Origin of the sequence: Streptomyces sp. NPDC001502 (genome assembly GCF_042894785.1) — a bacterium.
GTDB lineage: Bacteria > Actinomycetota > Actinomycetes > Streptomycetales > Streptomycetaceae > Streptomyces > Streptomyces kutzneri.
This window is the reverse complement of record NZ_JBIAVW010000004.1, coordinates 18,077-35,272: the sequence shown is the minus strand read 5'-3', so window position 1 is coordinate 35,272 and position 17,196 is coordinate 18,077. Positions and strand designations below refer to the sequence as shown.

Annotated in this window: 16 protein-coding genes; 3 read left to right on the top strand and 13 right to left on the bottom strand. The window is 72.8% G+C overall.

Annotated features, from left to right (window positions below):
• Positions 1-94: 94 nt before the first annotated feature.
• From ACFY0D_RS07390 to ACFY0D_RS07365, 6 genes are all read right to left on the bottom strand, one after another.
• On the bottom strand, positions 95-2,704 hold the full coding sequence (locus ACFY0D_RS07390; RefSeq protein WP_390797753.1) for a SpoIIE family protein phosphatase: 2,610 nt from the start codon (positions 2,702-2,704) through the stop codon (positions 95-97).
• 209 nt (positions 2,705-2,913) lie between these two features.
• Positions 2,914-3,342, bottom strand: a complete 429-nt coding sequence (locus tag ACFY0D_RS07385; protein WP_390797450.1) for an ATP-binding protein — start codon at positions 3,340-3,342, stop codon at positions 2,914-2,916.
• A gap of 153 nt (positions 3,343-3,495) precedes the next feature.
• A complete protein-coding gene (locus tag ACFY0D_RS07380; protein ID WP_390797449.1) occupies positions 3,496-3,906 on the bottom strand; it encodes a (deoxy)nucleoside triphosphate pyrophosphohydrolase in 411 nt (136 codons plus the stop codon).
• Between the two features lie 39 nt (positions 3,907-3,945).
• Positions 3,946-4,131 carry an SPOR domain-containing protein gene (locus ACFY0D_RS07375; RefSeq protein WP_030012541.1) on the bottom strand — a complete coding sequence of 62 codons (186 nt, stop codon included), beginning with the start codon at positions 4,129-4,131 and terminating at the stop codon, positions 3,946-3,948.
• A gap of 442 nt (positions 4,132-4,573) precedes the next feature.
• On the bottom strand, positions 4,574-5,326 hold the full coding sequence (locus ACFY0D_RS07370; protein WP_390797448.1) for a GntR family transcriptional regulator: 753 nt from the start codon (positions 5,324-5,326) through the stop codon (positions 4,574-4,576).
• Positions 5,327-5,463: 137 nt separating this feature from the next.
• Complete coding sequence (locus ACFY0D_RS07365; protein WP_390797447.1) at positions 5,464-6,639, bottom strand: DUF4190 domain-containing protein; 1,176 nt, start codon at positions 6,637-6,639, stop codon at positions 5,464-5,466.
• A 250-nt stretch (positions 6,640-6,889) separates the two neighbouring features.
• Here ACFY0D_RS07365 and ACFY0D_RS07360 point away from each other — a divergent pair, with 250 nt between their 5' ends.
• The 3 genes from ACFY0D_RS07360 to ACFY0D_RS07350 all read left to right on the top strand — a co-directional run bounded on the left by ACFY0D_RS07360 (position 6,890) and on the right by ACFY0D_RS07350 (position 9,937).
• Positions 6,890-7,984, top strand: coding sequence for a pyridoxal-phosphate dependent enzyme (locus ACFY0D_RS07360; protein WP_390797446.1), 1,095 nt, complete (start codon positions 6,890-6,892; stop codon positions 7,982-7,984).
• A gap of 142 nt (positions 7,985-8,126) precedes the next feature.
• A complete protein-coding gene (locus ACFY0D_RS07355) occupies positions 8,127-8,948 on the top strand; it encodes an isocitrate lyase/phosphoenolpyruvate mutase family protein (RefSeq protein ID WP_390797445.1) in 822 nt (273 codons plus the stop codon).
• A 44-nt stretch (positions 8,949-8,992) separates the two neighbouring features.
• The gene (locus tag ACFY0D_RS07350; protein ID WP_390797444.1) at positions 8,993-9,937 is read left to right on the top strand and encodes an EamA family transporter; all 945 of its coding nucleotides are present in this window, start codon (positions 8,993-8,995) and stop codon (positions 9,935-9,937) included.
• A 24-nt stretch (positions 9,938-9,961) separates the two neighbouring features.
• On the opposite strand, the gene ACFY0D_RS07345 is transcribed toward ACFY0D_RS07350, so the two are convergent.
• The 7 genes from ACFY0D_RS07345 to ACFY0D_RS07315 all read right to left on the bottom strand — a co-directional run bounded on the left by ACFY0D_RS07345 (position 9,962) and on the right by ACFY0D_RS07315 (position 17,164).
• Positions 9,962-10,753 (bottom strand): trypsin-like serine peptidase, encoded by a 792-nt coding sequence (locus ACFY0D_RS07345; RefSeq protein ID WP_390797443.1) that lies wholly within the window; start codon positions 10,751-10,753, stop codon positions 9,962-9,964.
• Positions 10,750-11,763, bottom strand: a complete 1,014-nt coding sequence (locus ACFY0D_RS07340; RefSeq protein WP_390797442.1) for an alpha/beta hydrolase — start codon at positions 11,761-11,763, stop codon at positions 10,750-10,752. The genes ACFY0D_RS07345 and ACFY0D_RS07340 overlap by 4 nt, the downstream gene beginning before the upstream one ends.
• Positions 11,764-11,995: 232 nt before the next feature.
• Entirely contained in the window at positions 11,996-13,225 is a 1,230-nt protein-coding gene (locus tag ACFY0D_RS07335; RefSeq protein WP_390797441.1) for an alpha/beta hydrolase-fold protein, read from the bottom strand.
• A 136-nt stretch (positions 13,226-13,361) separates the two neighbouring features.
• Positions 13,362-13,529, bottom strand: a complete 168-nt coding sequence (locus ACFY0D_RS07330) for a hypothetical protein (protein WP_390797440.1) — start codon at positions 13,527-13,529, stop codon at positions 13,362-13,364.
• 458 nt (positions 13,530-13,987) lie between these two features.
• Positions 13,988-14,563: a hypothetical protein gene (locus ACFY0D_RS07325; protein ID WP_390797439.1), complete on the bottom strand. Its 576-nt coding sequence runs from the start codon at positions 14,561-14,563 to the stop codon at positions 13,988-13,990.
• Positions 14,560-14,940 carry a PadR family transcriptional regulator gene (locus tag ACFY0D_RS07320; protein WP_390797438.1) on the bottom strand — a complete coding sequence of 127 codons (381 nt, stop codon included), beginning with the start codon at positions 14,938-14,940 and terminating at the stop codon, positions 14,560-14,562. The genes ACFY0D_RS07325 and ACFY0D_RS07320 overlap by 4 nt, the downstream gene beginning before the upstream one ends.
• 52 nt (positions 14,941-14,992) lie before the next feature.
• Complete coding sequence (locus ACFY0D_RS07315) at positions 14,993-17,164, bottom strand: DEAD/DEAH box helicase (protein ID WP_390797437.1); 2,172 nt, start codon at positions 17,162-17,164, stop codon at positions 14,993-14,995.
• Positions 17,165-17,196: the final 32 nt, after the last annotated feature.

Below are 17,196 nucleotides of genomic sequence, written 5' to 3'. Positions count from 1 at the left end.
CACGATTCCCTACGGCTCCCCCTGCCACCAGCGGTTTTCCCGGACGGCCCGGACGGCCCGCGCGGCCCGGACGGCCCGCGCGGCCCGCGCCGTCCTACCCGTACATGCTCAGCAGCTGCTCCGCCGACAGTTCGGTGACGGCCTCCGATGCCGCGCCGGGCAGCGGGAGTTCGAACCAGACCGTCTTGCCCCGGTGGGTGCGGCGCGTGCCCCAGCCCGCCGACAGCAGGCCGACCAGCTGGAGGCCGCGGCCGCCCTCGTCGGTGTCGCGGGCGCGGCGCCGGCGGGGCTGGACCAGGTTCGCGTCCCAGACCTCGCAGACCAGCGTGCGGTCCAGCAGCAGGCGCAGCCGGATCTCGCCCTCCCCGTAGCGCAGGGCGTTGGTGACCAGTTCGCTGACCAGCAGTTCGGTCGTGTCCAGCAGGCCCTCCAGGCCCCAGGCCGGGAGCTTGGCCCGGGCCAGTTCGCGGGCCCGGCCCACCGAGCGGGCCTCGCGCGGCAGTTGCCAGTCGCCGACCGCGTCCAGCGGCAGGCCCTGCACCCGCGCCATGAGCAGGGCGATGTCGTCCTCGCCGTGCCGGGTGTCGAGGGTGTTCAGCACGTGGTCGCAGACGTCCTCCAGCGGCCGGACCGGATCCGCGAGGGCCGCGCGCAGTCCGCGCAGTCCCTCTTCCAGGGGATGGTCGCGGGATTCCACGAGCCCGTCCGTGTAGAGGGCCAGCAGCGCGCCCTCCGGCAGGTCGACCTCGACCTCCTCGAAGGGTTCGCCGCCCACGCCCAGCGGCATCCCGGGCGGCACCTCCAGGAGCAGGGCGGGCCGCGGGACGCCGGCCTCGTCCGGGGGTTCGACCAGCACGGGCGGCATGTGGCCCGCGTTGGCGATCGTGCAGCGCCGCGTCACCGGGTCGTAGACCGCGTACACGCAGGTGGCCAGATACACCTCGGAGCGGTCCGCGTCCCGCGAGTGCAGGGCCGCCCGGGAGGCCTGCTGGGAGCCGCCGGGGGCGCCGAGGCCGCGGGCGATCTCGTCGAGCGCGGTCAGTACCTCCGCCGGTTCGAGGTCCAGCAGCGCGAGGGTCCGTACGGCGGTCCGCAGTTCTCCCATGGCCACGGCGGCCCGCAGGCCGCGGCCCATGACGTCGCCGACGACCAGCGCGGTGCGGTGCCCGGGGAGCTCGATGACGTCGAACCAGTCGCCGCCGACCTCGGTGGCCGCGTTGCCGGGGAGGTACCGGCAGGCGATGTCGAGGCCGGCCGCCTCCGGGTCGCCGGGGGGCAGCAGGCTGCGCTGCAGGATCAGCGCCCGCTCGTGCTCGCGCCGGTAGAGGCGGGCGTTGTCGATGCATACGGCGGCCCGTGCGGCCAGTTCCACGGCGACCGCGCGGTCGCGTTCGCCGAAGGGTTCGCTGCCCTTGGTGCGGGAGAACTGCGCGAGCCCGACGACCGTGTCGTGGGCGACCATCGGCACGACCAGCGTGGACTGGACGAGGTCCTCCGGTCCGCCGCCCTCGATCAGCCGCGGCCGCGCCGTACGCAGGGCCAGCGCGCCCGGCGACGCGGCCGGGTAGCGGTGGATGTCGCCGACGGAGACCAGCGCGCCGGGACCCGACAGCGGGGCGTCCGAGACGGCGGAGGCGAAGGCCACCCGGCGCAGGGCGGCCGAGGGCGTCCGCGCCGGGCCCTGGCCGGGCAGGCTGGGCACGCCGGGGCCCTGCGGCCGGGCGGGCCGGTCGTCGTCGCCGAGCAGCAGGCCCTGGTAGAGGTCGACGGCGGCCAGGTCGCAGAAGCCGGGGACGGTGACGTCGAGGAGTTCGCGGGCGGTGGTCTCCAGGTCGAGGGAGTTTCCGATGCGGTGCCCGGCCTCGTTGAGGAGGGCCAGGTTGCGCCGGACCCCGGCGGCCTCGCGGGCGGCGAGGTGGCGGCGGGTGACGTCGGTGCCGATCCCGGCGACGCCGATGGGCCGGCCGCTGCCGCCGTGGACGCGGTAGAGGTTGATGGACCAGTGGCGGTTCTCCCGGCTGCGGGGGGTGGCGCCGGTGATCCGCAGATCGGTGACCGAGTCCCCGGTGTCCAGCACCCGGCGCAGGGCTTCGGTCATCCGGTCGGCCTCGTGCGCCGGCAGGTAGTCGTGCACGGTCCGGCCGCGGTGCTCCTCTGCGGCGCCCCCGAAGACGGTGGCGAACCGGCGGTTGGCCCGCTGCACGGTGAGGTCCGTGCCGAAGAGCAGGAAGCCGAAGGGAGATTGGCCGAATATCGCTTGTGAAGCCGCGAGGTCGGATTCGATCCGGCGCAGCGCGCGTACGTCGACGACGACACACAGCGCGGCGCGCTCGGCGGTCTCGGTCTGGGTCGGCATCACATAGATCTCGGCCACGCCGTGCGCGCCGTTCCCGCCCGGAATCCGGAAGGGGATCAGGCCCGTCCATTCCTTGCCGTCGAGGATCTCGGCGACCTTGCGGTGCGCGTCGGGACGCAGCTCGGGCGGCATGAAGGCGTCGACCGGGTCGCGTCCCACGGCCTGGGAGGCGCTCAGGCCGAACAGTTCCTCGGCGCGCAGGCTCCATTGGTCGATGAACCCGTCGGGCCCGATCGAGAAGGAAGCGACCTTTATGTAGTCATATATCGAGCCAGGCGGACTGCTGTGCCACAGGGCGTCGTGCCATGTCTCTCGCGGCACGTCGGTCTGATGTGCCTGCGCAGGTATCTCGCTCACGCGACCGTCCCCTCCAGCTCACCGCAACCGGACCGGCCATGACCGAAGTATTCAGCACCACGGCCCCGGACGGCACGGCGTTCACGATCACAGCACGGTCTCGATGATTTCGAGCCATGTCGCGCGATCCCCTCCGAGCCCCTCCCCCCGGCTGTCGCCGGGAGGCGTTCCCGGAAGGTCACACGCCACCGTTCACCTTGTTACTCACCAGGAATAGCCAATTCGAACCACACTGTCTTGCCCGATTTCCCGTGCCGGGTCCCCCAGCGCTGCGAGGAGACGGCGACCAGGTGCAGGCCACGGCCCCCCTCGTCGTCGTGGTTCGCGACGCGTTCCCGGGGCGGATCCGGAAGCGGATCGGAAACCTCCACGAGGAGCGCGGGGCTGCCCGCGGGGCCCCCGGCGGCTGGATTGCGCCGTTCCAGGCGGACTCCGATGGGGCCGGAGGCGTACCGCAGGGAATTGGTGACGAGCTCGCTGACCAGCAGGACGGTCACATCGCCGACGGCCTCCAGGCCCCAGTCGTGCAAGGCGCCGCGGACGGCGTGGCGGGCGGTGCGGACGGCACCGGGCTCGGCGGGGAAGGCCCACTCGGCGCACTCACCGTCTGTGTCGATCACGCCGATCACTTCCCGGGCCAGCAGCGACCCCAGTCCGGTTCGTCGGGGACGAAAGGAGGACGAGATAGGGATTAATAGCGACATACCCGATATTTGGGGCGTCGTACCACTCGATCCCCGCCCACCGGCGCACTGTGGCGCAGACGGCCTAGACCGCGAGCGTCACGCGCCCCCGCCACCGTCCCGGCGCAGCCGGCGCCCCGCCTCGGCGACCGCCGGGCGGTCCTGGTCCAGCCAGTCCACCGACTCCAGCTCCTCCGGCCCGAGCCAGCGCAGTTCGTCGTGGTCCTCCAGCGGGGCGGGCACTCCGGAGAGCAGCCGGGCCGTCCACACGTGCAGGACGAGCCCGGGCCTCAGCGGCCACTCCCCCGGGATCCGCTCCAGCGGCTCGGCCTCCACGCCGAGCTCCTCGCGCAGTTCGCGCACCAGCGCGTCGGGGACGGACTCACCCGGTTCGGTCTTCCCGCCCGGCAGCTCCCAGCGTCCGGCGAGTTCGGGCGGTGCGCTGCGGCGGGCGGCCAGCAGGCGCCCCTCATGACAAAGGGCTCCGCCCACGACCACGCGTACCGTCATGGGCGGAGCCTATGTCAGCGTCGCAGGGCGCTGCGACGCTCAGTTCATCGTGGCGGTCTGACCGATCCGCTCGACCCAGTAGAGCTGCTTGTGCCCTCGGTCCTCAAGGCTGTCGGCGACCTTCTGGGCCTCGGCCCGGGTGGCGTACCGGCCCACCCGGTAGCGGTTGCCGTTGTCGTCCTCGCGTATGACCAGCCACGGAAGCAGCGCACCGCTGTCGTTCATTGCGTTTCACCCTCCGCCGACGTATCTGTCCGGGAAACCGCATTGCGCATATGCCCGAGCTTACGCCCGACCTTTACGGAGCGGATACGGTTTTTCACGAAGAGGTACCTCACAGGCGTACGCATCCGGCCATGCGTACGAGTGGGCCGTGCGCGCCGGTCCGAACGGGGCGCACCGCAGTCCGGGGCGGGGCCGCGGCGCCGCCGTGCGGCGGCCATCCGCGCAGGTGGCGCGGAGAAAACGGCGGGGCGTCCGGAACGGTCCCGGCCGCGGGGCGCGGGGCGCGGGTCCCGGCATGCGGACCGAACGGTCCGGGGGCGCCCGGGGCCGGGACGGCGCAGGCCTCCGCCATCGCGCCGAAACCCGCCGGGTCGCGGGCGTCGCGCCGGGCGCGCGTGAACCCCCGGGCGGCGCCCGGGGGTTCAGGCCGCGGCGGGAGCGGCTATCTCACCGGGAGGTGGTACGCCAGGCGGTAGCGGTCCGCCGGGACCACCACGTCGGCCGTCTCCACGGCGCGGCCCGAGGCGTAGTAGGTGCGGCCGATCACCAGCACCACGTGCCCCGGTACCCCGCCGAGGAGCATGTTCTCCTCCGCCAGACCGGGCCGTGCGCCGACCTCCTCGACCACGTTGTCCACGACGACGTCGATCGCGGCCATCCGGTCGACCACTCCGGAGCCGCCCAGCGGCCCTTCCTCCGGCAGCATCACCGGGGTCCGGCCGGTCACGGCCAGCGGCTCCCAGGAGGTCGACAGCATCATCGCCTCCCCCGCGTCGCGGAAGACGTACCGCGTCCGCATCACGCGCTCGCCCGGATCGATGCCGAGCCTCTTCGCGATCTCCGCGGGCGCGCCCGTCTGCTCGCTGCTCGACTCCCAGGTGCCGCGCGCGGCGGCATCGGCCTGCTCCTGCCGGAACGGCGTCGAGGCGCCGCCCGTGCGATAGCCGGCGCGGGCGACCCGCCGCGGGACCGGCTGTTCCCGTACGTACGTGCCGGATCCGGACCGGCCCTCGACCAGCCCCTCCGCCATGAGGACCTTGCGCGCCTCCAGGGCCACGGTGTCGGAGACTCCGTACTCCTCGCGGATGCGTGCCTGAGAGGGGAGCCGGGCGTGCGGGGGCAGAGAACCGTCGACGATCTTCCGTCGCAGATCCCCGGCCACGCGCAGATAGGCCGGCTGCTCACCGAAAGTCACTGGCCACTCCCATCAGGTTGACAGACAGCTACACCCTGGCAACCGACGGTTGAAGACCGCAAGCAAGGGCCAGAGTTTCACTCGAAGTGATGAAGCCAGGTCACTCAAACTCGTTACCCTGCGTTACCGGGAGGACGTCACGCCGACTCGGCCGAGGGCCCCCCGCCGGTCCCGTCGTCCAGGTCCTCCAGGTCCTCCTGGCTGTCCGACAGCCACTGCGGAATCACCGTCGAAAGCCCGTACGCACCGCGCAGCGTCTGCTCCGTCTCCATGGACATCGCGGCCAGCGCCCGGTCCCACTGCGTGTCGAACTCCGCCGGCGTCCTGGCCTGCGAGGCTCGCTGCCACTGTGCACGCGCCGCCTCGATCTCCCCCAGCTGCGCCGGAACGGCCTTCTCCAGCCCCGCCCTGGCCGCCTCCCCCTGGAGGAGCTTCGCCTCGGCACCCAGCACGGCGTGCACCTCGCGCGCCCATGCCTGGTACGCGGGCAGCGCGTCCTCCACGTCGTCCTCGGGAGGCCGGCTCATGACGAACTCGACGGTGTTGGCGGCCCGCAGGAAGGCCGACTGCTCGGGTTTCAGCATTCCGGCGTCCTTGCGCAGGCTGCCCCGCCAGTCCTCGTCGGTGGTACCGATCACGCAGAGCAGCGTCCGGTCCCCCTCGCTCCAGGACCGGCCCGAGGGCGCGTAGTAGAACATCTCCGCGTACTCGGGCAGCGCCCACGTGTCCATCGCGTATTCGTCCTGGGCCTTCCAGCACGCGTCCTCGGACGCGCGGCCGGCCTCACGCGACCCGGGGTCGTCCGATGCCTCCAGCGCCTTGGACGCGGTGACCTCACCGTGGTGCACCTGCGCGCAGTCGACGCGGTACGTCACCGGCCGCTCGTCGACCAGGTCCCCGCCGGGAACGTTGAAGCAGTCGCCCGCCCGGAGGTCGTCGAGGTCCGTGAGCTCGCCCTCGACGCCGGAGAACTCGCTCAGCGACTCGAACCCGTCGTCGGCGGCGCTCAGAACCCGCTCGGCGGTGAAGACCAGCGCGCCGGTCATCACCACGGACACCACCAGGCCCACGATCGCCAGGGCCTTGCCCCGGTCCCCCCGCTTCGCGATCTGCACGAGGGCCGCGATGCCGAAGGCGATGCCGAGCGGCGGGAGGCACAGCAGCCCGGACAGCAGCGAGGCGAGTGCGAAGCCGTTGAGCGCCGGCGGCTGCTGTCCGTGACCGGGCGGCGGACCCCAGCCCCAGCCCTGCTGCGGGGACGGCGGGGGCCAGGGGTGGCCCGGTCCGGGAGGAGGACTCGGCGGGGTGCTCACGGGGGCGGACTCCATCGCAGGGCGGCATCGCGGGGCGGCATCGACGGGCGCGCCGCGGAAGGCGCGAACGAATGCGCGAAATAGTACGCAGCCGGGGCGCCCGGCAGGTCGGTCGCCCCCGCCCCCGCGCCCGGCCCGGCCGGCGCCCGCGGCTCCCGCGCCGTGGTGTGTGAGCCCACCCCGGTAACGATCACCGGCGCGTAACATCCGTGCCGTACACCGGCCATGACCGAGCAGAGGTGTTCCACACATGACGCACGCACTCCCCGGCTACATCTGTTCCGAGGACGGCACCCGCGCGGACGTCCGGACGGCGCCGTGGGCGTGCCCGGTCTGCGGCGGGCCCTGGGACCTCGATTTCACACCGGACCCGGCCGCGGCACTGGAACCGGCCGCGGGGCCGAACTCGCTGTGGCGGTACGGGGCCGTGCTGCCGCTGCCCGGGGCGTTCTCCGTGTCGCTGGCCGAGGGGCACACCCCGCTGGTCCCGCTGGCGGAGCGGATCCACGCCAAGCTCGACTTCCTGATGCCCACGCGGTCCTTCAAGGACCGGGGCGCGGTGATGCTCGTGGAGCTCGCCCGGCGGCTCGCACCGCAGCGGGTCGTGGCGGACAGCAGCGGCAACGCCGGGACGGCGGTGGCCGCGTACTGCGCGCGGGCCGGACTGGCCTGCGAGATCTTCGTACCCGAGGGGACGTCGGAGAAGAAGACGGCCCGGATGCGGTCGCACGGCGCGGACGTGCGGGTGGTCCCCGGTGGCCGCGAGGCCGCCTCGGAGGCAGCGCGGGCCGCGGCGGACGCGCCCGGGGTCTTCTACGCGAGCCACGTGTTCAACCCGTACTTCCTGCACGGGACCAAGACGTACGTGTACGAGGTGTGGGAGGAGCTGGGCGGCCGGCTGCCGGAGACCCTGGTGGTCCCCGTGGGCAACGGCACCCTGCTGCTCGGGGCCGCCCTGGCCGTGGAGGAACTGGCCCGGCGCGGGGTCAGGCCGCCGGCGCTGATCGCGGTCCAGGCGGAGGCGGTGTCCCCGCTGGCGCAGGCCTTCGCGGCGGGCGCCGAGGAAGCCGCCCCGGTGGAACAGCGGCCGACCCTGGCCGAGGGGATCGCGATCCCGGCGCCGCCCCGCGCCCGCCAGATCCTGGCAGCGGTCCGCAAGTCCGGCGGCACCGTCCTGACCGTCCCGGACGACCGGCTGCAGGAGGCCCAGCGGGACCTGGCCCACCGCGGCCTCTCCGTGGAGCCGACGGCGGCGGCCTGCTGGGCCGCGGTGGGTCCGTCGGCGCCCGGGGATCCCCTGCAGGGCCGCACCGCCGTGATCCCCCTGTGCGGCGCGGGCGGATAGCCGACGTGCGGACAGCCGACGAGCGGACGTGGGCGGAAGCACGCGGAGGCGGCCGGACGGGCGGCGCCGCGCCCGCGCCCCGTCCCACCTCCATGTCGGAATTCCGCGAGACCGGACGCACCCGGTCTGGTGAACTGACCCCATGACCACCCATGTTGATCTCGCCGCCAAGGCCGCCGCGTTCGCGGCCCTGCACACCCCCGCCGCCCCGCTCGCCCTCGCCAACGCCTGGGACGTGGCAAGCGCCCGCATCGTCGCGGCCGCCGGCGCCCCGGCCGTCGCCACCACCAGCGCCGGCGTCGCCTGGTCCCTCGGCTCCCCCGACGGCGACGCGCTCGCCCGGGACCGGGCCCTCGACCTCGTCGCCCGCGTGGTCGCCGCCGTCCCCGCCGTGCCCGTCACCGCCGACATCGAGGGCGGCTTCGGCGCCGACCCGGCCGCCGTGGGCGAGACCGTGACCGGGGTCCTCGACGCCGGCGCGGTCGGCATCAACATCGAGGACGGGCACCGCGACCCCGCCGAGCAGATCGAGCGCCTGGCCGCGGCCCGCGCCGCGGCCGACGCCGCCGGGGTCCCGCTCTACATCAACGCCCGCATCGACACCTACCTCCGGGGCTTCGGCGAGGACGCCACCCGCCTGGACGACACCCTCGCCCGCGCCGCCGCGTACCTGCGGGCCGGAGCCACCGGCGTCTTCGTGCCCGGTGTCCTCGACGCGGCCACCGTCGCCGAGCTCGCCAAGGGCATCGACGCGCCCCTCAACATCCTGCTCGGCCCGGACGCCCCGACCGTCGCCGCATTCGGCGCCCTCGGCGTCTCCCGTGTCAGCCTCGGCTCCTGGGTCGCCGAAGCCGCGTACGCCGTGGTCCGCCGCGCCGCCGAGGAGCTGCTCTCGGAGGGCACCTACGGGGCGCTCGCGCACTCCCTCCCCTACGGCGAGCTGAACGACCTGCTCAAGGGTTGAGACAGCCGGAAGCGTGCATGGGCCAACGACCTTAGGATCCGAGCATGAGCACCTCAACGCCGGTCGACGGCAAGGCCTCCGGGCCGGCCACCACCGCCCGCGGCAGGATCCCGGGCGCGGTCTGGGCCGCCCTCGCCGTCGTCTACGTCGTCTGGGGCTCGACCTACCTCGGCATCCGGATCGTCGTCGAGACCATGCCGCCCTTCCTCTCCGCCGGAGCCCGGTTCATCACCGCCGGCCTGCTGCTGTCCGCCGTCGTCGCCTGGCGCTACGGTCCGGCCGCGCTGCGGGCCACCCGCGCGCAGCTCGGCTCGGCGGCCCTGGTCGGGCTGCTGCTGATCCTCGGCGGGAACGGCCTGGTGGTCCTCGCCGAGACCTCGGTGCCGTCGGGCCTCGCCGCGCTGCTGGTGGCGGCGGTGCCGATGTGGGTGGTGGTGCTCCGGACGAGCAGCGGGGACCGGCCCCCGCTGCGCACCCTGGCCGGGGTGCTGGTGGGTCTCGCCGGGCTCGCGGTGCTGACCGGCCCGGGGCTCAGCGGCGAGGTGCGGCTGTCGGGGGTGCTGCTGGTCGTGGCGGCTTCGGTGCTGTGGTCGCTGGGCTCGTTCTCGGCGCCGCGGCTGAGGCTTCCGGCCAACCCCTTCACGGGCAGCGCCTACCAGATGGTCGCGGGCGGGGTCGCCGCCGTGGTCGTGGGCCTGCTGCGCGGCGAGCACCGCGGCCTGGACCCGGCGGCGTTCTCCACCGCCTCCTGGCTGGCCCTCGGCTATCTGACGATCGTCGGCTCGCTCGTCGGTTTCACGGCGTACGTGTGGCTGCTCCAGGCCGCGCCGCTGTCGCTGGTGTCCACGTACGCGTACGTCAATCCGGTCGTGGCCGTGGCGCTCGGCACGCTGATCCTCGACGAGGCCCTGACCTGGCCGATCCTGGTCGGCGGGGCGATCGTCGTGGCGGCGGTGGGCGTGATCGTCAGTACCGAGCGAAGGAAGTAGCAGCGGCGGCGCGGGGGCGCTCGCTCAGCCCCGGGCGGCCCGCTCGTACAGGGCTTTCGCGTGCTCGTCGAAGAGCGCGGCCGTGGAGTCCACGTCCGTGTCCCCGCCGCTCAGCACCCCGATCAGGTGCCCGGCCCGGTCCGGCCCGCCCCGGTCCGCGATCCAGGGGCTGCCACTGGTCCCCGTCCAGAACCCGGCGCAGCTCATGTAGAGCATGTCGGGGTCGTCGTCGTCGTGGCGGGTCTGGGTGGTGCAGGAGACGGGCTTGTTCTGCGGGTTGTGCTCGGACTCCGGGTAGCCGACGACGGTCACGTCCCGCTCGTATCCCGAGGTCCACTCGGGCTTCGGGGCCTCGGCGCCGCCGCCGACCGCGTCCTGGATGCTGCGCCCGTCCTCGTCCGGCTCGATGGTGAGGAAGGCGAAGTCGGCGGTGTCCTCGCCCCATTTCGTCCAGCGGTCGTCCACGTGGATCGACCTGACCTTCCACACCCCCAGCGGCTGGGTGCCGGCGCCCTCGCCGGAGAAGGCCGGGGCGAAGGAGAGCTCGCCGATGGCCAGCCCGTCGTGGGCCACCTCGCCCCGCTGCCCGTCCTCGCCCGCGGGGGCCACGCAGTGCGCGGCGGTGGCGACGACGTTGCCCTCGGGGCTGTCGACGACGCTCGCCGTGCACCAGTGCTCGCCGCCCGCCATGAGTACGCCGACGGTGGGGAAGGGGAGCACCGGACGCTCGCCGGGCACTTTGAGGAACGCGACGGCGAACACCGCCGCGATCCCCGCCGCGGCGGCCGCCGACGCCCCCTTCACCACCGTGCTCATCGCACGCCGGGGTCGGGTGTCGGTCCCTTCATCACCTTGCTGATCCACTCCAGGGAGCCCTCCCTCATGCCGCGCACGTACGACTTTCCGTTGTGCTCACCATCCTGGATCACCTGCAGCGAGGTGTGCACGGGGCCCTTCCCGAAGTCGTTCATGAACTTCTCGGCCTTGTCGCGGCCGGTCTCCGCGGTGCCGATCTGGAAGTTGACGTAGACGTCCGGACCGCCCGCCGCGATCAGCTTCGCGGCGAGTTTCTCCGGGTCGTCGGCGTCCATGGCCTGCTTGTTTCCCTGCCAGAGCGGGGAGTCGGGGACGATGTCGACGCCGCTGGCGATGGCCGCCTTGAACCGGTCGGGGTGCTTGAGGACGTGCTTGAAGGCGCCGAATCCGCCCGCGGAGGAGCCCATGAAGGCCCAGCCGTCGCGGGAGGTGAAGGTGCGGAAATTGGCCTTCGTGAAATCCGGGATGTCTTCGACCATCCAGGTGCCCATCCTGGGCTGGCCGGGGATGTCCGAGGCGTCGAAGTGGTGCTTGGTGTCGGCGTTGTGCACCGGCATGATCAGGATGAAGGGCAGGCTGGTGCCGGCCTTGGCTCCGTCGCTCACGGCCTTCTGGAGGCCGAGGCCGGGACCCGTACCCCAGTAGTTGGTGGGGTAGCCGCGGCCGCCGGGCAGGGAGATCAGGACCGGGAAGCCGCTCTTGGCGTACCTCGGGTCGTCGTACTCCTTGGGCACCCACACCCACACGTCACCCGTGAAGCCGGACTTCTTGCCGGTGAGGGTGGTGCGGCCGATCTGGGTGCCGTCCGGCAGCCGGGAGGTACGGACGAACGAGGCCTTCGGCCCGGTCGGCATCTGCACCTCGGGCGGCAGCTGGGCGGCCGCGCCGGCCTTCTCCTGGGCCTGGCCGAAGGAGACCGGATCCCCTATGTCCGAGAAGAGGCCGTATTTGTACGCTGCCGTTCCGCCCCCGGCGAGGGTGAGCGCGAGCCCGCTGCTGATCAGGATCATGCGCAGGCGATGGGGGCGACGGCCGCCCTCGGTCACAGGGCTGCCGTCGCCTTGCTGGTCTTGCTGCACGGTTTTTGTCCCGTTCCTTCTCCGGCGCCCACCAGGAGCGCGGGTCGGACCGATCGGTCCCCCTTACACCCTTTACAGAGGTATGAACGACGGGATGGGTTGCCTGGGACGGGGGTGACGTGGCGAGCACCACGCGGCCGGCCGGGACGCGCGGCCGGCCCGGTCAGCCGGCTTCGGGCTTGGGCCCCTTCAGGACCTTGCTGACCCACTCCAGGGAGCCTTCCTTCATGCCCCGGACGTAGTGCCAGCCGTTGTGCTCACCGTTCTGGATGTCGCGGATGGTCATCTTGACCGGTCCCTTGCCGTACTGCTGCTGGAACTTCGTCATCCGCTCCTTCCCGCTCTCCTTGGTGCCGATCTGGAAGTTGATGTAGACCTCGGGACCCTTGGTGTCGATCAGCTTCTGGGCGAGCTTCTCCGGGTTGTTCGCGTCCATCTCGGCCTGGTGGCCCTTCCAGAGCGGGGAGTCCGGGACGATCTCGCCGCCGCTGGCGATCACGGCCTTGAACCGGTCCGGGTACTGCAGGACGGTCTTCATGCCGACGAAGGCTCCGGAGGAGGAGCCCATGAAGGCCCAGCCGTCACGGGACTTGTACGTACGGAAGTTGGCCTTGGCGAAGTCCGGGATGTCCTCGGCGATCCACGTGCCCATCTTGGCCTGGCCGGGGATGTCGGAGCCGTCGTAGTAGTACTTGGCGTCCGGGTTGAGCACCGGCATGATCACGACGAACGGCAGGCTGGTACCGGCCTTGGCACCGTCGCTGATGGCCTTCTGGAGGCCGAGGCTGCGGTCGGCCCAGTAGTTGTCCGGGTAGCCGTTGCCGCCGGGGAGCGCGATGAGGACCGGGAAGCCGCTCTTGGCGTACTTGGGGTCGTCGTACTCCTTGGGCGCCCACACCCATACGTCACCCGTGAAGCCGGACTTCGCTCCCGCGAGGCGGGTCTTGGCGATGATCGTGCCGTCGTCGAGCTTGGTGGTCTGCTTGAAGCCGGACTTGGGGCCGGCCGGCATCAGCACGTCCGGGTCGCCGGAGGGCGTGGCGGCGGTCGCCGGGACAGTGGGGTCCGCCTTGCCCGTGGCCGGGGGCGGGGTCTTCTTCCCGAAGCTCACGTCCTCGCCGTTGCCGGAGAACCAGTCGAGCTTCCAGGCGGCGAACCCGCCGCCGCCGAGCAGGAGCGCGAGGGCGACCGTCGCGCTGATCCATATTCGGCGCCGGGAGCGCTTCGGCTCCGGGGTCCGGACGGGGGCGGGCTGCTCGCCGTGGGGCTGGTGCTGCTGCGGCGGGCCCGGGTACCCGGGGAAGTCCCGGTGCCCCTGGTACTGCTCCTGGGGCGGATACTCCTGGTACGACGGCTGCTCATCAGGCCGCGGGCGCTGCGGGTACTGGTGCACGAACTTCGCTCCGAACGGTCATGGCTGCCCCCGAGGGCAGAACGGCTGGGCATCCCCTAGTTCTGATGTGCGAAACCCCCGCACAGTTCCAAAACAGAGCAAAATCATGCCAGGGATCTCGGCCGGCCCGGCCGTCTCAGCGCCGGGCGTCGAGGGCCGCCGCGCACCGCCCGAGCAGCAGGATCAGCAACTCCCGTTCCTCGCGGGTGAATGCGGCGGCGAGCGCCCGCTCCACCTGCACCGCGCCGGAGTCCGCCCGCTCCGTCACCGTGCGCCCCTCGTCCGTGAGCCGGGTCTCCAGCACGTTGGCCCCCGCCGGGGCCGCACCCCGGCGGGCGACGCCCGGATATCTACGGCCTTCGCCCTGCCCTTCGGGAAGGTCTACCCGGAGGGCATCGCGACCGACCCCCCGTACCCACACCGTCCGCGTCGGCTCGTACGCGGACGGCACCATCTACCGGGCCCGTCCCGGCCGGCCCGAGGCCGAGGTGTTCCTGCCTTCCGGCACCGACGGCCGCCGCACGGCGAACGGCCTGCGCGTCGACGCCCTCGGCCGTCTGTGGGTCACCGGCTCCACCGCGGGCGTGGCGGTCTGCGACACCACCAGCGGGACCCGCCTGACCCGGTTCGAGGTCGCCAGGGGGAGCCGGAGCCCCCGCCCGCTTCGTCAACGACCACTCTCGTTGCGTCGCAGGCAGGGCATGTGGTCACCGGATCGCACCACCCTGCGGCGCGCGGACCAGACGTACCGTCACATGATGTTCAGCAAGGCTGAGTTGCACCTGTCTCGGACTTCCGGCGGGCCCGCGACTCGGCGAGTGTGTACGGCACCGCGGGCAGCAGCAGGAGCGGCGCGACCCACAGCGGGAGCGTGAACAGCACCCCGTCCCCGGTCAGCCGCCTGGCGACGATCATCACGGGCAGGCCGACGGCGAGGGAGAGCAGCAACCGGTGGTGCAGGCGCAGGCTGCCCCGCCGTAGCTCCCAGACGACCGTGACCGCGCCGATGGCCGCCCAGAAGACGACGTAGTCGGCGGTCACCGCCAGTTGGGTGGTCCACCGGGTCAGGAAGTAGAAGAGCGGCAGGAAGCCGAGGACGAAGCAGGCCATGGCCAGCGTGCGCAGGGCTCGCCGGCCGAACGGGGCACGCTCGCGCGCCCAGGCCGCGGCGAAGGCCCGTACGTCCGGGCCGACGACGTCCTGCGCGGTGCGCCCGGCGGCCTCCGCGTCCTCCAGGTGTGCGGAGAGCTCGTCGAGCATCTCCCGCATGGCCGCGTCGCCGACGCCGCGGTACTCCCAGTTGCTGCGGCAGGCGGCGAGTATCTGCTCGTTCGTCATGGTGCGTCTTCCCCCGTGGGTTGCGTACCGGCGCTCAGGATCCGGCCGACGGGGCCGGCGAAGGCCTGCCAGTCGGCCCGCCCCCCGGTCAGCTCGGCGCGCCCGGCCTCGGTCGGTCGGTAGTACTTGCGCGGGGCACCGCCGCTGGGGGACGGGGCACGGTACGAGGAGATGAGACCCGCCCGCTCCATCCGTGCGAGCAGCGGATAGATGCTGCCGTCACTGACGAGGTCGAGCCCGCCTTCGGCGAGGGCCTCGGCGAACTCGAAGCCGTAGCGGGGCCGTTCGGCGATGAGGGACAGCAGACAGAGGTCGAGCACTCCGCGCAGGAGCTGACTGCGCCGTTGGTCGGCGGTCGCGGCCGGCTTCTCTGTCATGCGGTACAAGATAGTCACCGACTCTCTTGCACCGCAAGACAATCAGGTCGTGCTAGGAAGACCCGCGGACCGTTCCCAGCCGCGCCTGCTCCTCCTCGACGATCCGGCGGGCCATCGCGACGTCCGACACGTCGACCGCGTCCGGGGTGGACTCGGCGACGGCGCTGCGCCGTGCGTACGCGTCGAACAGGCGGCTCTTGTTCTTCAGGATCCGCACCATCCGCTCGTCCACGCCGCGCGGGGCGAGCAGCCGGTGCACCCGGACCGGACGCACCTGACCCATCCGGTGGGCCCGCGCCACCGCCTGGTTCTCGATGGTCGGCTTGACCTGGGGCTCACAGATGATCACGACGGAGGCGGCCTGCATGTTGAGCCCCACCCCCGCCGCCTCGATCTGCGCCACCAGCACCGCGTGCCCCGGCGAGGCGGCGAACTCGTCCACCACCTGCTGGCGGCGGGCGGGCGGCACGTTCCCCGAGAGCGGACCGAGCACCCGGCCGCCGCCGGGACCCGGCGCGGCCTCCAGGGAGTCCTTCACCACCCCCAGGACGTCCCTGAAGTTGGAGAACACCACCACCTTCAGCCCGTTCTCGGCGGCGTCCTCGACGATCTCGCGCAGCCGGTTCAGCTTCGCCGACTGCTCGGGGTGTGCGTACGCCGCCCTGCGCATCGCCATGAAGTTGCCGGAGCGCACGGCCTCGCGGTAGGCGGCCTCGTCGGAGGCGCTCAGCTCCTCCCACTCGTCCGTGTGCTGGAGCGCGGGCAGTTCGGTCAGGACGTCCTGCTGGTTGCGGCGCAGATAGACCGGGGCGACGGCCTTCCGGAAGGCCTTGGAGCCGGCCACGCCGTCCCGGTCACCGACGGCCGCGGCCAGGTCGGGCTGGAGGATGTGCACCAGACTGCGGAACTCGGAGACCCGGTTCTCCATGGGTGTCCCGGTCATGAACAGAACGCGGTCGCAGCGCCCGGACCACTCGGTCACGGCCTGCGCGCGCCGGGTCTTCGGATTCTTCACGTAGTGCGCCTCGTCCACGACCAGCATCCCGATCTCGCCGCCTCCGGGCGTGGGAAATCCGCGCAGGGCGTCGAAGGTGGTCACGGCGACCCCGCCCCGGCCCTTCCAGTCGGCGAACGCCTCCTGCCGGTCGGGACCGTGCAGGCACATCACGCGCAGCTTGCTGCGGGCCTCGATCTCACGCGTCCAGTTGATCAGGACGCTGGCAGGGCAGACGACCATGAAGTGGCTCTGGCCTTCGGCAGCGAGGTGGGACAGGGCGGCGATGGCCTGGATGGTCTTCCCGAGCCCCATCTCGTCCCCGAGGATCACCTTGCGCTGCGCCAGCGCGAACCGCGCCCCGAAGGACTGGTAGCCGCGCAGCGACACCCTGCGGTGCGTGTCGTCGAGCTGCTGGCGGCGGACCCGCTCGGCGACCTCGTCGGGCAGGAACCCTTCGGCGGCGGCCGCGTCGGGGCTGCGGCCGGAGATCTCCGCGAGCAGGCTGTAGTACTCGGCGGACCGCAGCTCGAAGTCCACCCACGCCGCCACCTCGGTCGAGGGGCCGCGCAGCAGATCCACCGAGGCCTGCGCGAGCAGCTCGGGCACCGCGCCCTGCGCCGCTTCCTCGGTCAGGCCGCGGACCTCGGCGACGGCGCCGAGCGCCCGGTCCCGCTTGGCCTGCCCCGCCAGCAGCATCCGCAGCCGCCCGGCGGCCGGCCTGGCCTCGGCGAGCAGCGGGCCGAGCCGCTCCGCGAGCACCGCCGCCGCGTCGAGGGCGCGCTGCGCGTCGGGGCCCGCCTCCACCAGTACGTGCAGGGCCATGACGAGCGCGGTGGTCCGCGGTTCCGGCCGGTCCACGTCGATGTGGACGGCGATGGTCTCCCGGACGGCGTCGGAGATCTGGCGTGCCGCCGCGATGACCTGATCGGCGGTCCGCTGCCCCACGCCGGGGATCTGGCGCAGCCGGTACGACCCGGCGTCGAGCACCTGCCCGACCGAGCGCAGCCCGCTCCGCTCGACCTCCCCGAGCCTCAGCCGGCCCTCGGTGACCTCTTTCAGCCGGGCCACGGGGATGGCCTCCAGGGCCTGTTCCGCCGCCGCGTCGTGGATCGGCTTCAGGGCCTCCCGAACGGCGTCGACGGCCTGCCGGTGGTCACCGACCACCGCCTGCGCGGCCTCGTACAGCCGCTCTCCCCCGGCGACCGCGTCCCGCTCCCTGCGCCCCATCCGGCCCCGGCCTCTCTCTCCGTGTCCCCGCA

What these genes read in the sequence shown, in the direction of transcription:
- ACFY0D_RS07325 (WP_390797439.1), bottom strand. Translation starts at nt 14,563, where the DNA reads ATGACGAACGAGCAGATACTCGCCGCCTGCCGCAGCAACTGGGAGTAC.
- ACFY0D_RS07340 (WP_390797442.1), bottom strand. Translation starts at nt 11,763, where the DNA reads ATGATCCTGATCAGCAGCGGGCTCGCGCTCACCCTCGCCGGGGGCGGA.
- ACFY0D_RS07380 (WP_390797449.1), bottom strand. Translation starts at nt 3,906, where the DNA reads ATGACGGTACGCGTGGTCGTGGGCGGAGCCCTTTGTCATGAGGGGCGC.
- ACFY0D_RS07350 (WP_390797444.1), top strand. Translation starts at nt 8,993, where the DNA reads ATGAGCACCTCAACGCCGGTCGACGGCAAGGCCTCCGGGCCGGCCACC.
- ACFY0D_RS07360 (WP_390797446.1), top strand. Translation starts at nt 6,890, where the DNA reads ATGACGCACGCACTCCCCGGCTACATCTGTTCCGAGGACGGCACCCGC.
- ACFY0D_RS07355 (WP_390797445.1), top strand. Translation starts at nt 8,127, where the DNA reads ATGACCACCCATGTTGATCTCGCCGCCAAGGCCGCCGCGTTCGCGGCC.
- ACFY0D_RS07375 (WP_030012541.1), bottom strand. Translation starts at nt 4,131, where the DNA reads ATGAACGACAGCGGTGCGCTGCTTCCGTGGCTGGTCATACGCGAGGAC.
- ACFY0D_RS07315 (WP_390797437.1), bottom strand. Translation starts at nt 17,164, where the DNA reads ATGGGGCGCAGGGAGCGGGACGCGGTCGCCGGGGGAGAGCGGCTGTAC.
- ACFY0D_RS07345 (WP_390797443.1), bottom strand. Translation starts at nt 10,753, where the DNA reads ATGAGCACGGTGGTGAAGGGGGCGTCGGCGGCCGCCGCGGCGGGGATC.
- ACFY0D_RS07320 (WP_390797438.1), bottom strand. Translation starts at nt 14,940, where the DNA reads ATGACAGAGAAGCCGGCCGCGACCGCCGACCAACGGCGCAGTCAGCTC.